Source organism: Streptococcus penaeicida, from assembly GCF_002887775.1.
In the GTDB taxonomy this organism is placed as follows: domain Bacteria; phylum Bacillota; class Bacilli; order Lactobacillales; family Streptococcaceae; genus Streptococcus; species Streptococcus penaeicida.
Genome location: NZ_LOCM01000009.1, coordinates 1 through 15,504 on the forward strand (window position 1 = coordinate 1; position 15,504 = coordinate 15,504).

Below are 15,504 nucleotides of genomic sequence, written 5' to 3' on the forward strand. Positions count from 1 at the left end.
TTGATGCATTTTTTAGTTTGATTGAAGAGAACTTAACAGTCACAAACAAAAACTTTAAAACAGTCTTTAAGACCTTCATAAAACATAAGACATATATCACTAATGCCCTCGAAACTTCTTATTCTAACGCCAAACTAGAAGCGACTAACAAACTCATAAAAGATATTAAAAGAGCTGCGTTTGGATTTCGGAACTTTGAAAACTTTAAAAAATGTATTTTGATTGCTTTGAACATCAAAATAGAGAGTATCAATTTGATACTCTCTAGAACTTAGCTTTTCATCTACCCACTACAGTTGACAAAGAGCCAAAAAGAGCTCAAAAGCTCTTAGTTTGGAAATTCAAAATGTTCATCTTCAATGTAAGAAATAAATTCTTCTTTATCTTTTGCAAAGAGGTCATTTGCATCTAACATTTCTTTAGGGAAATAGAACCTTCTGTCGCCGTAGGTTGTCCCGGTTAGTGTTTTTACGATAGGCGATAAATGGGATAGTTCAGATCGCCGACCATCTTTGTGAAGCATTTCAATCTGAGTTCTTGGATTTTTATTCTCTGGACGGTAAATATCATATGGTAGGTCAAAATTGACGTGGACTCCGGTATAATATTCCGGATTGAAACCAACAGCTTCAACTAATTGTCTTAGATGTTCTAATTTACCTTCATTTGCCTGGTCGAAAGTTACTGATTTAAGGATTTTGCGGTTGATAAAGCGACTTGCTAAATCGGCTAATATCTGGTCTTCACTTGTTATCCATTCTTGGAAATATGTATTTAAGACGCCGTCATCTAGTCTGAGGTAGTCGCTTAAAGTAAATTGATTCTTTAGAAAGGGAATTAAGCCTGGTGCGGTGCGGCAGATGTAATCTGGGTCTTTTTGATAAATCCGTTTAGCCCTTTTAAGTAGATTTTGTAGCGTTAGCTCAACACCACGACTTGCTGGATGAAAGTAAACTTGCATATACATTTGGAATCGACTGACGATGTAATCTTCCACAGCATGCATACCATTCTTTTCAAAAACAATGCCATTTTCAACGGGTCGAATAACACGGAGTATTCTCATAAGATCAAATTGGCCATAATTAGCCGCTGAAAAATAAGAATCACGTAAGAGATAATCCATCCGGTCACAATCAATTTGGCTAGAAATAAGTTGAACGACTTGTTTATTAGGATAAGTATGATTGATGACACTAGCTACTTGATCAGGGAAATCTACAGAGACCTGTCTAAGAATAGCATTTATCTCAGTTTCTGGGTTTGTAATAATTTCCTGTGTGATGGCTTCGTGATCTGTTTCAAAAAGTTTTTCAAAAGTATGAGAGTATGCGCCATGGCCAATATCATGTAAAAGTCCGGCTGTCATAGTTAAAAGAGATTCTTTTTTGTTCCACTCATCCGGATAGCGCTCTTCAAAGATTTCAGTGACGCGTCTAGCAATCTCATAGACACCAAGGCAATGTGAAAAACGACTGTGTTCTGCCCCGTGAAAGGTAAATGCAGTCGTTGGTACTTGCTTAATCCGTCGTAATCTTTGAAATTCTTTAGCATTTATTAAATCATAGATTACTTTCTTATTAATGTGAATATAGTTGTGGACGGGGTCCCGGAATACTTTTTCATTCATAAGTATATTATACCAAAAATTGCTAAATTAAGAAGAAATTGATAGAATAGACACGGTAAAAAAAGAGATTGGATAAGGTATGAAATTAGAAATAAAAAATGCCATTAAAATAGATGATCAAATTGAAAAAATTAAAGAGATTCATGATTGCCAAATGAAGGTAAAAGGGGATGCGATTTATTTCATTTATCAAAATGAAGTAGATGAAAAAGTTATCATCAAATGTCAGTCTAATAGTTTAAGTATTAATCGTTTTTCAAACCCGCACACTTTGATGACCTTTGAGGAAGGTGTTAATCATATTTTTGATATCCCTACACCCATGGGTATTCAGCAGTTAGTGACCTCTACCCATAGCTATCTATTTGATGAAGAAAATAAGATATTAAACTTATCTTATGATTTGCTTCAGCCAGAAAGTTTGGCTCAATTTGCGACATATCGACTAGAATTGACATGGTATTAAAATGGAAAATGAGAAACATCAGGGAATGGGAAGTGTTATAGCTGCCCTTGTTGCCAATATCTTAGTGGCACTTTCAAAATTTGTTGCATTTTTATTTTCAGGTTCAGTGGCAATGATGAATGAGTCCATCCATAGCTTGGTTGATTGCGGCAATCAAATTCTTCTCTTATTTGGTGATAAAAAAGCCAAATCACTAGAAAGTGCACGCCATCCATTTGGTGAAGCTAGAGCCAAATATTTTTTCTCTACCATTGTGGCCATGATGCTCTTTTTTGGCGGAGGTGCTTTGGGTATCATGGAAGCTCTTAAAAAAATTGCTGAACCAGAGCATGCAAACAGTCACTTTTGGCTTTTAATTGCTGTATTAATTTTTGGGTTAGTGGTAGAAAGCTTTAGTTTACGGGTGGCATTTAAAGAAATTAAGGAACTGAATAAAAACAAACTTCCTCTTTTTCGCTTTCTTAAAGAAAGTCGTCACAGTGAAATACTAATTATTTTTGCAGAGGATACCTGTGCAGTTATCGGTCTTGTTATTGCACTACTTGGAACAATCTTGGCTTATCTAACAAAGAATCCTATTTTTGATGCCCTATCAGGCTTATGCATTGGAATAATGCTTTGCTTAGCAGCAATTTTTTTAGCCACTGAGTTTTACAGCTTACTAGTAGGTGAAAGTGTGACTGAAGAAGATTTAAAAATCATCCATCAGGCTTTTGAGAAGGAAGAAGTTTTACGCGTAATTGATATTAAAACGATTCACTTAAGTGCTACTGATATCTTGATTACAGCAAAAATCGAAATTGATTCACCTTTTATTAAAGATAGTTCAGTATTGGTTAATACAATTGAAAAGACCGTTCGACAATCTCTCCCAGACTATAAACTTTTTATTTATATTGAAACGGATACTTTTCAAGAAAATTACCAAATCAATCATTAAGCCAATTAATCAGCCTGTTTTTGGCTGATTTTTTATATTTATTTCTTGTTTTTTAAGTGTTTTTTTTATATAATGGTACCTATATCAAGGGAGTAGCAGACGGGTTTACCCGTGATTGCATCGTCACTACGGAATTTCGATTTCCGGTGTAATCTGAAACAGCGAGACTTGTTTAACTTTATTAAACAGGTCTTTTTATATACTTTTAAAAGGCCAGGGAGGATGGAAAATTTGTCAAAAGAACAAAGAAAAGACGTGTTCTACACGCAATCCGAAGAGACTGTACTTGAAGAATTACAATCAAGTCAAGATGGTCTTTCAACAAGTGAAGCTAAAAGCCGTTTAGACCAATATGGTCGGAATGAGCTTGATGAAGGGGAAAAACGTAGCCTCTTTATGAAGTTCCTTGATCAATTCAAGGATTTAATGATTATCATCTTGATTGTTGCTGCTGTGCTTTCAGTTATTACTGAAGGAACAGAAGGAATGACCGACGCTATTATTATCTTAGCTGTTGTAATTCTTAATGCGGCATTTGGTGTTTACCAAGAAGGTCAAGCCGAAGCAGCTATTGAAGCTTTAAAATCAATGTCTAGCCCGCTAGCGCGTGTTCGTCGAGATGGACATGTTATCGAGCTTGATTCGAAAGAATTAGTTCCTGGTGATATCGTTCTTCTTGAAGCTGGTGATGTTGTACCAGCTGATATGCGTCTTCTTGAAGCAAATTCATTAAAAATTGAAGAAGCAGCTCTAACAGGTGAATCTGTACCAGTTGAGAAAGACCTTTCAGCTACTGTTGCTGAAGATGCTGGTATCGGTGACCGAGTAAACATGGGTTACCAAAACTCAAATGTTACTTATGGTCGCGGTATGGGTGTTGTCACAAATACTGGTATGTATACTGAAGTTGGTCATATTGCTGGGATGTTAGCAAATGCTGATGAAACAGATACGCCACTTAAACAAAACTTAGACCACCTGTCTAAAATTTTAACTTACTTGATTTTAGTTATTGCAGCTGTTACATTTGCAGTTGGTGTTTTCGTTCGTGGACAACATCCATTAGAAGGTTTAATGACATCGGTAGCCCTTGCCGTTGCAGCTATTCCTGAAGGTTTACCAGCGATTGTAACAGTAGTTCTTTCATTAGGTACTCAAGTATTAGCAAAACGTAATGCCATTATCCGTAAGTTACCAGCAGTAGAAACCCTAGGTTCAACTGAAATTATCGCATCAGATAAAACTGGTACCCTTACCATGAATCAGATGACTGTTGAAAAAATTTATACTAATGGCCAGTTACAATCAGCTGGATCTGATATTGATTTTTCAAACAGCACCCTTCGCATCATGAACTTTGCTAATGATACGAAAATTGATCAATCTGGTAAATTGATTGGTGACCCAACTGAAACAGCTTTAGTACAATATGGATTAGACCATGGATTTGATGTTCGTGATATCTTAGTCAATGAACCACGTGTCGCTGAATTACCTTTTGATTCTGACCGTAAATTGATGGCAACTATTCATAAAGAAGCTGATGCTAAATATTTTGTTGCTGTAAAAGGTGCTCCTGATCAACTTTTAAAGCGTGTTACTCAAATTGAAGATAATGGCTCTATTCGTCCAATCACTGAGGGTGATAAAGCAGCTATCTTGGATATGAATAAGTCATTAGCTAAACAAGCCCTTCGTGTCTTGATGATGGCGTATAAATATGTTGATACGATTCCAACTCTTGATACCGAAACAGTTGAAGCGGAGTTAATTTTCTCAGGTCTTGTTGGGATGATTGACCCTGAGCGTCCGGAAGCAGCGCAAGCCGTTAAAGTGGCTAAAGAAGCTGGTATCCGTCCAATCATGATTACTGGTGACCACCAGGACACTGCGGAAGCTATTGCCAAACGCTTAGGAATCATTGACGAAACTGATAATGAAGACCATGTATTCACTGGTGCTGAGTTAAACGAAATTTCAGATGAAGAATTCCAAAAAGTCTTTAAACAATACTCTGTATATGCGCGTGTTTCGCCAGAACATAAGGTTCGTATTGTTAAGGCATGGCAAAACGAAGGTAAAGTTGTTGCCATGACTGGTGATGGTGTTAATGATGCCCCATCTCTTAAAACAGCTGATATCGGTATTGGTATGGGTATCACTGGTACTGAAGTATCTAAAGGTGCTTCTGATATGGTTCTTGCTGACGATAACTTTGCAACTATCATTGTTGCCGTTGAAGAAGGACGTAAAGTCTTCTCTAACATCCAAAAAACAATCCAATACTTGCTTTCAGCAAATATGGCTGAGGTCTTCACTATCTTCCTTGCAACCCTTTTTGGTTGGGATGTTCTTCAACCTGTTCACTTGCTTTGGATTAACTTGGTAACAGATACGCTACCAGCCATCGCATTAGGTGTAGAACCTGCTGAACCAGGTGTTATGAAGCATAAACCTCGTGGCCGTAAATCTAGTTTCTTTGACGGTGGGGTTAAAGAAGCCATCCTTTACCAAGGTGCTTTCCAAACCATACTTGTCTTAGGTGTTTATGGTTTCGCTCTAATGTTCCCAGAACACTCAACTTATAAAGAAATTCATGCAGATGCCTTAACCATGGCCTATGTAACACTAGGTTTAATCCAATTAGTGCATGCCTACAATGTTAAATCTGTTTATCAATCCATGTTTAAAGTTGGTCTCTTTAAAAATAAATTGTTTAACTATTCAATTCCAGTTGCTTTCATTATGTTAATGGTGACTGTAGTGGTCCCTGGCTTTAATAAATTCTTCCATGTGGCACATTTAAGTGGTAGTCAGTGGTTAGTTGTTATAATCGGCAGCTTACTCATGGTAGTTCTAGTTGAGCTTGTGAAAGCTATTCAACGTGCAATGGGAATGGATGAAAAAGCAATCTAAAGTAAATAAAAAACGATTCTTATAGATCGCCATAGAGTGAAGACAATTTCTTGTCTTCACTTTTTTGATTTGAAGAATGGATTGTCATTTTATAGGTTTTGAGCAAATCAAGTTGGTCTGAAAATCAATTATTCTTTTACAAAAGTGTAGTTGGGAATTATGATATAAAAATAGGAGCAAATGTTTGCCTGACTGCTAATTGTCATAAGCCCCTCCGAAAACGTTTTACTTTGCTTTTATAGCATTTTTTCAGACTCTTCAAGTTATTTCCTTTGAAAGTTATGGTAAACTAATAGAAGAATATGGTGAGGAGAACGTATGACAACCATTTTTGCCCATAGAGGAAGTAAGTGTAATCGCCCAGAAAATACCTTGGCAGCCTTTAAAGAAGCCATTAGAGTTGGTGCTGATGGTATCGAACTAGATGTCCACCGCACTAAGGATCACCACTTAGTCGTTATCCATGATGAAACAGTGGACAGAACAACTAATGGAATTGGTTACGTCCGAGACTTAACCTTAGACGAGATAAAAGAATTAGATGCTGGCTCTTGGTTTGCTCCATTTTATTTTAGGGAAAAAGTACCAACTTTAGAAGAAGTTTTACATTTTTTAGTTACTGAAAACTTTCAAGGAACATTGAATATCGAAATTAAAACGGATAAATACCACTACCCAAGAATCGAAAGAGATATCGCAAAATTGATGCAATCGCAAAAGTGGCCATTTGATTATCTTTATTGTTCCTTTAATTTCCGTAGTTTGAAAATTATGGAAAAGGCAGATCCCAATATTGAATTAGCCTATTTGATGAAAACAGGAACCTTTCATATTTGGCTAGGCCAGAAGGCAACATTTGTAGGTGCCATTCATCCAAATAAATTGTGGGCTATGAACAATAAAAATAAAATATCCTTATTTGGAAAATCGGTTCGCCCCTGGACCTTGAATAAGGAAAAACAAATGGAATTTGCTTTTCGCTTTAAATTGGCAGGTTTTATGACGGACAAACCGGAGTTAGCCGTTCAAGTTCATGACCGTTTAGCTCAAGAAAAAAATCAAGACCTTATCGCATTAGGATAAGGTCTTTTTGCTATTTTGGAGTTCATATTTTGGAAGATTAAAGGTTATTATCAAAAGGCTAATACCGATAACTGATAAGCACCATAGTAAATCTGAATCAAAGGGTAGCAGTAGGTGACTGATAATGATTAGGATAATACTGAACCAAAAGGTTATAATTGTTTTTGGCCTATCTACAATCACATAAGAATCACTCCCGTTAACCAAAATTCGAGGACTAAAGCGTTGACGCAACCTTATTGGGGTCTCGTTTTTTGCAATTGGAATCTCAATCTCTTGGCCATTCTGCAGGAGGATTTTTTCAATGTTACCGATGTCTACCGTAATCGGCGCACCCACCTTGGCTAAATGGGTTTGTCTTTTTATTTTCATATTTTTTCTCATTTCTCTAGTCAATCTCGAATATGGTCATGGCAGAAGCCAACTCTTCCTTCAAATGAGTAGCTTTGTAGGCTAAAAAGTTCTCATTCTTGTGGATAGCCGCAAAGCGCTTATTGGGCGTCCATGCAGTAGGACTAATTAACTGGGGGTTAGCTTTTAAAAAGTCGTTTGTGAGTCGCCATTCTTTAGAATACCCAAGGGGTCGACTGTGATATAAAATACCATCATATTTTTGCACTTTAATACGCCGGTGATTGTGGCCGAAAACGACATCAGTAACAGAGTATTTAGTAAAAATCTGATGAAATTTGGGGCTGCCTAAAAAAGCATTGAAGGGTCTTAACTTTGGATAAGTCAGGAGAAAGGCCTGATGAGGAACAAAATGCATAGCAACAATGATCCGCTTATCAGAATTAGATTTGAGGATTTGTTCAAGTTTTATACAAATGGCCTCAGTAATTTGAGGATCAGAATTAGGACGCTTAATGCGGCGGTCGAACCAAAATTGTTTTTTGAAGCGTAAATTACCTGCCTCGTCCATTTCAGAGAAAAAACTATAATCGTACCAACCATGAAAGGCAAGAAGCATAGTAGTGTCATTCAAGGGGGAGCATTTAAAATCAGCCTCCGAAATAGCTTCTTCGCTTAAATCTAACATGTCATGGTTGCCTAAATTATAGGTTATTCTAACATGTTCTTTCAGTTTAAGCATAAATGGTAAAGTTGTTTCATAGAAATGATTGGATATATCTCCTGCAAAGTGCAGATGGTCGATGCCTTTCTCATTGAGTACTTGAAGGAGACAATTTTCTTCATATCTGCCAAAATGGTTAAGATCAATGTGTAAATCACTCATGATTGCTAATCTAGTCATACTTTTATTGTAACAAAAATGAATTGACTTGGCTATTTGTGGTAAAATAGAGCTTTAAGGAGAAATAATCATGTTTAAAGCTATTATTTTTGATATGGATGGTGTCATTTTTGACACCGAAGATTTCTATTATCAGAGACGAAAAACCTTTTTAGAAAGTAAAGGCATAACCATTGACCATATGGAAGCCAAGGAATTTATTGGGGGCAATCTCCAGCAAGTTTGGCAAAAGATATTAAGTGAAAATGAGCAAGCCGGTCAAGCGGATGCTATTCATGAAGAATATGAATCCTATAAAGAAAAGCATCGTGCGCCTTATGCCCAGATCATTTTTCCAGAAGTTAAGCAGACCTTAGCTGATTTAAAAGCGGCAGGTCTAAAACTTGCCTTAGCTTCCAACACGCAGAAGAAAGATGTTCTCTTTGCTTTAGAATCTTCAGGAATTTTGTCCAATTTTGATTTTGTTCTAGGTCGTGAAGACGTAGAAAGGCCAAAACCGCAACCAGATATTTATCTCAAAGCAGCTCGTTTATTGGGGATTGATAAAGCTCATATTTTAATTATTGAAGATAGTCAAAAGGGTATTAGTGCTGGTAAGTCTGCCGGGATGCAAGTCTGGGCAATCAAGGACAAACGTTATGGGATTGACCAGTCGCAAGCCGATCGGCTTATCGATCATTTAGGACAAGTCAAATAAAAAGCACTTTAAAAAAGATTAGCAGGAAGGGAGAGTGGGAAGCTCTCTTTTTTGTATGCGCTTACGGTTTTTACTAGCCATTTAGGCAAATTAGTTTTAAAATGGCAATAGAGGCCTCTTTTAAAGGTTGTTGTTTTTTGAAAATAGAAAGGAACCTAAAGTCAATCATGTCTCAATATTATCAGTTGTTGAAAGAAAAATTCCCAACAAAGTCGTCACTTATTACCGAAATGATCAATCTGGATGCCATTTGTCATTTGCCAAAAGGTACCGAGCATTTTCTGAGTGACTTACATGGTGAATACCAAGCATTTGATTATTTGTTACGAAATGGCTCAGGTTCTATAAAGAAGAAACTACAAGAATGTTTTCCAGAAAAAAAAGAAAAAGAGATTGAACAACTTTGCCAATACATTTACTACCCGGCTGAAAAAATTCAGGCACAACAAGAAGTTTTAGATCGTAATGACTTGGAAATCGAACTTTGCCAATATCTGTTAGATTTGCTCCAATTTGTTAAGCATATCGGAAGCAAATACACTCGTTCAAAGGTTCGTAAGATGCTTCCAACTGACTATGCCTATATCATGGAGGAGTTGCTGACGGAAGAGCAGCCTGATAAGAATAAACAGTATTACTATCACGCTATCATTTCAAAAGTACTTGAGTTAGAGCAGTTAGACAATCTCTTTATTGCCTTTGCCAACTTGATTCAACGTCTATCCATCGACCATCTTCATGTGGTTGGCGATATTTTTGACCGCGGTCAATACCCTGATTTTATAATTGACCGCTTAAAAGGTTTCCAAAACATTGATATCCAATGGGGGAATCATGATATTACTTGGATTGGAGCTATGTCTGGTTCCTATATTTGTATGATCAATGTTATTCGGATTGCGGCCAGATATAATTCATTAGCACTAATCGAAGATCGCTATGGTATTAATCTCCGACGCCTTATTGATTACAGCCAACGCTACTTTAAGGATGAAGAGGTTTTCAACCCGATTTTAGATGGTGATGTCATCTCCGAAACAGAGCGCCTGACCCTTAATAAATTACAGCAAGCGACAGCCCTCTTGCAATTTAAATTGGAGCACCAACTAATTAAGCGGCGGCCAGAATTTGGCATGCAAGCTTCGCAATTGTTCCCCAAAATTGACCCTGAAAAGAAAAGCATTACTATTGGTGAAAAGACATATCCTTTACAATCCTTCCCATTTCATAAAATGGTTTGGGATCAGCCTGATGTTCTAACTTCTGAAGAAGAGCAAATATTAAAAGGGCTCATGTACCGTTTCCAAAACTCTGAAAAATTAGAGAGTCAAATTGATTTCCTGATGGCAAAAGGCTCAATGTATCATGTTTCCAATAATCACTTGCTTTTCCATGGTTGTATGCCCATGCATTCAAATGGTGATTTTAAATCCATGCGTTTTGGCAAGAAAATCTATTCAGGCAAGGCTCTCTTAGATTTCTTCCAAGAGCAAGTTAGGGAGTCTTACAAAAATCGGGAGCAACACTTTGATTTAGCAACCGATGTCTTTTGGTATCTCTGGTGTGGTGAAGTATCATCCCTCTTTGGTAAGGACCGGATGACCACTTTTGAACGTTATTATATTGCTGACAAGGCAAGCCATCATGAGGAAAAGAATCCTTATTACCGTTTACGGGAAAATCAAGAAATCTGTCTTCGCATTTTAGCAGAGTTTGGTTTGGATGGAAGTGCTCATATTGTCAATGGCCATACACCTGTTAAGGAAAAAGGTGGCGAATTACCTATTAAAGCTGATGGTCGCATTATTATCATTGATGGTGGATTGGCTAAAGGCTATCAAAAAACGACTGGTATTGCTGGCTACACCTTAATTTCTAATTCTTATGGCTTGGAATTAGTTGCTCATAAACCCTTCTCATCTGTTAAGGATGTTTTAGAAGGTAAATGTGATATTATCTTTATCAAGCGTTTAGTCGAATTAGTTGAAAATCGGACCTTGGTTAAAGATACTGATAATGGTAAAAAACTACTACAAGAAATAGCTGATCTTGATCATCTTTACCAACATTTTGATCACTATTAAATAGAATAATAATAATGAGAGGTGAAGACAAATTTTTCACCTCTTTTGGTTTTTTGATTTTTGCGGTTCAACCTGATATATTCTTTTTGTTATGACAATTTAATATTTGTTACAAGAAGTCATTTCTTGGTCTTGAAGTCTTTATATTTTTCCATTATGATAGTATTATGGAACTTAAGGCGGAAATCAAAAAATTAGCGAAAGAAATTGGTATTTCAAAAATCGGCTTTACGACAGCTGATGATTTTTCTTATCTGGAAAAATCATTACGGTTAGGTCTTGAAGAAGGTCGAACAACAGGTTTTGAGCACAAGGTTATTGAGGAAAGAATCAAACCTAAACTATCCTTGGCTTCAGCTAAGACCATTATTTCCATTGCTGTGGCCTATCCCCATAAGTTACCCATCCAACCTCAAAAAACACAGTATAAACGCGGTAAAATCACCCCTAATTCTTGGGGAACAGATTACCATCATGTTCTTCAAGAAAAACTGTCCCAATTAGCTGAGGCTATCGAAAAACTAACTGAAGATTTTGAATATAAGGGAATGGTTGATACGGGAGCCTTAGTGGATACAGCTGTTGCTAGAAGAGCTGGAATTGGTTTTATTGGCAAAAATGGTTTGGTGATTTCCAAAGAGTTTGGTTCTTATATGTATTTGGGTGAGTTGATTACCAATTTGGACATTGAACCCGATCAACCTGTTGATTACGGCTGTGGTGATTGTCGTCGCTGCTTAGACGCCTGTCCGACCTCCTGTTTAATTGGTGATGGAACCATGAATGCCAAGCGCTGTTTGTCTTTCCAGACCCAAGATAAGGGGATGATGGACTTGGAGTTCCGGAAAAAAATCAAAACGGTTATTTATGGTTGCGATATTTGTCAGATTGCCTGTCCCTATAATAAAGGCATTTCCAACCCTCTTGCCAGTGAGATTAATCCGGACTTAGCTCAGCCAGAATTAATCCCTTTCTTGGAATTATCCAATAAGGATTTTAAGTCAAAATTTGGCCAAATTGCAGCTTCATGGCGAGGTAAAAATATTCTCCAGCGAAATGCCATAATTGCCCTTGCAAATGGTCATGACCGGACGGCCATTATTAAATTAATGGAAATTATTGATAAGAATAACAATCCAATTCATACCGCGACAGCCATTTGGGCACTTGGTGAGCTGATAAAAAAACCGGATGATATCATGTTGGATTATATGCGTGGCCTTTCTCCAAAAGAAGAGGAGAGTCAAAAAGAATTGGAAATGCTTCGAGCAAAATGGCAATTCTAGTGTCAATGTGTTAAAATAATGAAGATAAAAACGAGAATGAGGTAAGCACATGGAAGTGGCAGAAATTCGCCAAAAAATAGTAGAAAACAATGAGAAGTTGACTAGCTTCAGGAGGTCTCTTTGACTTAGATCGTTTGGAAGAAGAGATTGCTCTTTTAGAAAACCAAATGACTGAGCCTGACTTCTGGAATGATAATTTAGCTGCTCAAAAAACCTCGCAAGAGTTGAATGAATTGAAAGTTAAGTTCGATACTTTCCATAATATGCAAACTCTTTCGGAAGAGACAGAGCTCTATCTAGAAATGTTAGATGAAGATCCTTCTATTCAAGAAGAATTGGAAGAATCTTTGTTAAAACTGGATCAAATTCTCTCTTCTTACGAAATGACCTTGCTCTTGTCTGAGCCTTATGATCATAACAATGCAATTTTGGAAATTCACCCTGGATCTGGAGGTACTGAGGCGCAAGACTGGGCGGATATGCTCTTTCGAATGTATACGCGTTTTGGGAATGCCAAAGGGTTTAAGGTTGAGACGCTGGACTACCAAGCGGGTGATGAAGCTGGAATTAAGTCTGTAACCCTTTCTTTTGAGGGGCCAAATGCTTATGGTTTCTTGAAATCGGAAATGGGTGTTCACCGATTAGTCCGAATTTCCCCTTTTGATTCAGCTAAACGCAGACATACGTCATTTACATCGGTAGAAGTCATGCCGGAACTAGACGATACCATCGAGGTTGATATTCGTGAAGATGATATTAAGATGGATACCTTTCGCTCAGGCGGTGCAGGTGGTCAGAACGTCAACAAGGTATCAACGGGTGTCCGTTTGACCCATATTCCTACAGGAATAGTTGTTGCTTCAACTGTAGACAGAACACAGTATGGTAACCGCGATCGTGCAATGAAAATGTTGCAGGCTAAACTTTACCAAATGGAACAAGAGAAAAAAGCAGAAGAGGTCAATGCTCTTAAAGGTGATAAAAAAGAGATCACCTGGGGCAGTCAGATTCGCTCTTATGTTTTTACACCTTATACCATGGTCAAAGATCACCGGACTAACTTTGAAGTAGCTCAGGTTGACAAAGTTATGGATGGTGAGATTGATGGCTTTATCGATGCTTACCTTAAGTGGCGAATGACTGATGACTAATTGATTAACAGATTATAGAAATAGAAAGAAGAAAAGAATGGCATTAATTGAAATGAAGGGCGTTAATAAAAAGTATAAACGCTCGACAACAGCCTTAAGAGACTTAAATTTTTCAATCAATCAAGGTGAATTTGTTTACTTGGTTGGTCCTTCTGGTGCTGGTAAATCAAGTTTGATTAAACTCCTTTATCGGGAAGAGAAAGTAACGAGTGGTTCTCTTTTTGTTGGTGAGTTTAATTTGACCAAATTAAAAGCAAAACATGTTCCGATTTTACGTCGCAATATCGGTGTCGTCTTCCAAGACTATAAATTACTCCCTCGTAAGACTGTTTTTGAAAATGTAGCTTACGCTATGGAAGTTATTGGTGAGAAACGTCGTAATATTAAGAAACGTGTTCCGGAAGTCCTTGAATTAGTAGGATTAAAACACAAGATGCGTTCTTTCCCAGATCAATTGTCAGGTGGTGAGCAACAACGTGTTGCCATTGCCCGGGCCATTGTTAATAATCCAAAATTGCTGATTGCCGATGAACCAACAGGTAACTTGGACCCAGAAATTTCTTGGGAAATTATGCAATTACTTGAACGTATTAATGTTCAAGGAACAACCATTTTGATGGCAACTCATAATAGTCATATCGTTAACTCTCTACGCCATCGAGTAATTGCGATTGAAGACGGACGGATTGTCCGTGATGAAGAGGAAGGAGAGTACGGTTACGATGATTAGAAACTTTTTCCGTCATATTTGGGAATCCATTAAAAACCTTAAGCGTAATTGGTGGATGACAATTGCTGCTGTTTCTTCAGTAGCTATAACCTTAACCCTAGTGGGAATATTCGCTGCTACATTATTAAATATTGAGCGCGTGGCGACAGGGGTTCAAAATAATATTCAAATTAATACCTATCTACAAGTTGATTCTACTGATACTGCAAAAGTTGTTCAAAAGGTCGGTGGTAAACAGGTTAAAAATGATAAATATCATAAGGTTTACGATCAGATCACTGCGATTGATGGTGTTGATAAAATTACTTTCTCAAGTAAAGATGAACAATTGCAAAAATTGCAAGATACCATGGGTGATGTCTGGAAGATGTATGATAAAGATACCAACCCACTTCAAGATATTTATATGGTTGAAACCAAGAAACCTTCACAAGTTAAATCTGTCAGCGCAGCTATCAAGGAAATTGAAGGCGTTGATGATGTCGACTACGGTGGTATTAATTCAGATAAATTAATGAAATTCGCTTCATTTATTAAGACATGGGGATTGGTTGGAACTTTACTTTTATTATTAGTTGCTATTTTCCTCATCTCAAATACGATCCGCATGACCATTATGAGTCGTCAAAGAGATATCGAGATTATGCGTTTGGTAGGGGCTAAAAATTCTTATATCCGTGGTCCATTCTTCTTTGAAGGAGCTTGGGTTGGATTCTTAGGTGCAATTCTTCCATCTGTCATTATTTATTATCTTTATGAATATACCTATAGACAGTTTACGCCACAGTTGAACTTAAACGGTTTATCAATGTATCCAATTAATTATTACCTTTATATCTTAATAGCAGCGCTATTTGTTATTGGTATCATTATTGGTTCATTGGGTTCTGTTCTATCAATGAGACGTTATCTTAAATTTTAACTTAGCAAGACTTTCTAGTGCTCTTCGAGCACTGAAAGTCTACGGAAGCCGCTATGATGCGGTCTTCCTAGCTAACTTACTAAGTCCGTTTTCAAAATAGTATCGATTTTGAAAACTCCCTGTCGTAACTGTAAGAGACAGGATGATTATAAAAAAGAGGATTTCTATGTTTAAAAGATTCCTCTCTTATTTTGTTTCAAAGGTCATAAAAAATAAAGAGGCTGGGACAAAAGTCTTCATAACTAATAAAAACAGAGACTCACGTTTGATGTGATTCTCTGTTTTTAATTTCTTATCATTCTCTTATTGTATTTCAGTAGATTATTGGCCATGAGGACCAAACC

Annotated in this window: 14 protein-coding genes; 11 read left to right on the forward strand and 3 right to left on the reverse strand. The window is 37.1% G+C overall.

Features of this window, described 5'->3' with window-relative positions; genetic code table 11:
• Positions 1-275 (forward strand): transposase (locus AT575_RS02020; RefSeq protein ID WP_129587059.1); only part of this gene is annotated, 275 nt, incomplete at its 5' end.
• 53 nt (positions 276-328) lie between these two features.
• Here AT575_RS02020 and AT575_RS02025 read toward each other — a convergent pair.
• Positions 329-1,630, reverse strand: a complete 1,302-nt coding sequence (locus AT575_RS02025) for an HD domain-containing protein (RefSeq protein WP_102776930.1) — start codon at positions 1,628-1,630, stop codon at positions 329-331.
• Between the two features lie 79 nt (positions 1,631-1,709).
• Here AT575_RS02025 and AT575_RS02030 point away from each other — a divergent pair, with 79 nt between their 5' ends.
• The 4 genes from AT575_RS02030 to AT575_RS02045 all read left to right on the forward strand — a co-directional run bounded on the left by AT575_RS02030 (position 1,710) and on the right by AT575_RS02045 (position 7,035).
• Positions 1,710-2,096, forward strand: a complete 387-nt coding sequence (locus AT575_RS02030) for a YwiB family protein (RefSeq protein WP_102776931.1) — start codon at positions 1,710-1,712, stop codon at positions 2,094-2,096.
• A 1-nt stretch (position 2,097) separates the two neighbouring features.
• Complete coding sequence (locus AT575_RS02035) at positions 2,098-3,036, forward strand: cation diffusion facilitator family transporter (RefSeq protein WP_102776932.1); 939 nt, start codon at positions 2,098-2,100, stop codon at positions 3,034-3,036.
• A 231-nt stretch (positions 3,037-3,267) separates the two neighbouring features.
• Complete coding sequence (locus tag AT575_RS02040) at positions 3,268-5,952, forward strand: cation-translocating P-type ATPase (protein WP_102776941.1); 2,685 nt, start codon at positions 3,268-3,270, stop codon at positions 5,950-5,952.
• A gap of 318 nt (positions 5,953-6,270) precedes the next feature.
• Positions 6,271-7,035, forward strand: coding sequence for a glycerophosphodiester phosphodiesterase (locus AT575_RS02045; protein ID WP_102776933.1), 765 nt, complete (start codon positions 6,271-6,273; stop codon positions 7,033-7,035).
• Here the strand turns inward: AT575_RS02045 and AT575_RS02050 are convergent.
• Entirely contained in the window at positions 7,027-7,407 is a 381-nt protein-coding gene (locus AT575_RS02050) for a hypothetical protein (RefSeq protein WP_102776942.1), read from the reverse strand. The two genes, AT575_RS02045 and AT575_RS02050, sit on opposite strands and share 9 nt — an antisense overlap.
• Positions 7,408-7,423: 16 nt before the next feature.
• A complete protein-coding gene (locus AT575_RS02055; RefSeq protein ID WP_102776934.1) occupies positions 7,424-8,290 on the reverse strand; it encodes a metallophosphoesterase in 867 nt (288 codons plus the stop codon).
• A gap of 70 nt (positions 8,291-8,360) precedes the next feature.
• On the opposite strand from AT575_RS02055, the gene AT575_RS02060 reads away from it, so the two are divergent.
• From AT575_RS02060 to ftsX, 6 genes are all read left to right on the forward strand, one after another.
• On the forward strand, positions 8,361-8,987 hold the full coding sequence (locus AT575_RS02060; protein ID WP_102776935.1) for an HAD family hydrolase: 627 nt from the start codon (positions 8,361-8,363) through the stop codon (positions 8,985-8,987).
• 167 nt (positions 8,988-9,154) lie between these two features.
• A complete protein-coding gene (locus tag AT575_RS02065) occupies positions 9,155-11,071 on the forward strand; it encodes a fructose-1,6-bisphosphatase (RefSeq protein ID WP_102776936.1) in 1,917 nt (638 codons plus the stop codon).
• A gap of 167 nt (positions 11,072-11,238) precedes the next feature.
• Entirely contained in the window at positions 11,239-12,357 is a 1,119-nt protein-coding gene (queG, locus tag AT575_RS02070; RefSeq protein WP_102776937.1) for a tRNA epoxyqueuosine(34) reductase QueG, read from the forward strand.
• A gap of 49 nt (positions 12,358-12,406) precedes the next feature.
• Positions 12,407-13,508 (forward strand): peptide chain release factor 2 gene (gene prfB, locus AT575_RS02075; protein ID WP_102776938.1). Its coding sequence is split into 2 segments (ribosomal slippage): positions 12,407-12,478 and positions 12,480-13,508, totalling 1,101 coding nucleotides; the frame shifts between segments, so codons are not numbered across the junction.
• Positions 13,509-13,545: 37 nt separating this feature from the next.
• On the forward strand, positions 13,546-14,238 hold the full coding sequence (gene ftsE, locus AT575_RS02080; protein ID WP_102776939.1) for a cell division ATP-binding protein FtsE: 693 nt from the start codon (positions 13,546-13,548) through the stop codon (positions 14,236-14,238).
• Positions 14,231-15,160, forward strand: coding sequence for a permease-like cell division protein FtsX (gene ftsX, locus AT575_RS02085; protein WP_102776940.1), 930 nt, complete (start codon positions 14,231-14,233; stop codon positions 15,158-15,160). Before ftsE ends, ftsX begins: the two co-directional genes overlap by 8 nt.
• Positions 15,161-15,504: the final 344 nt, after the last annotated feature.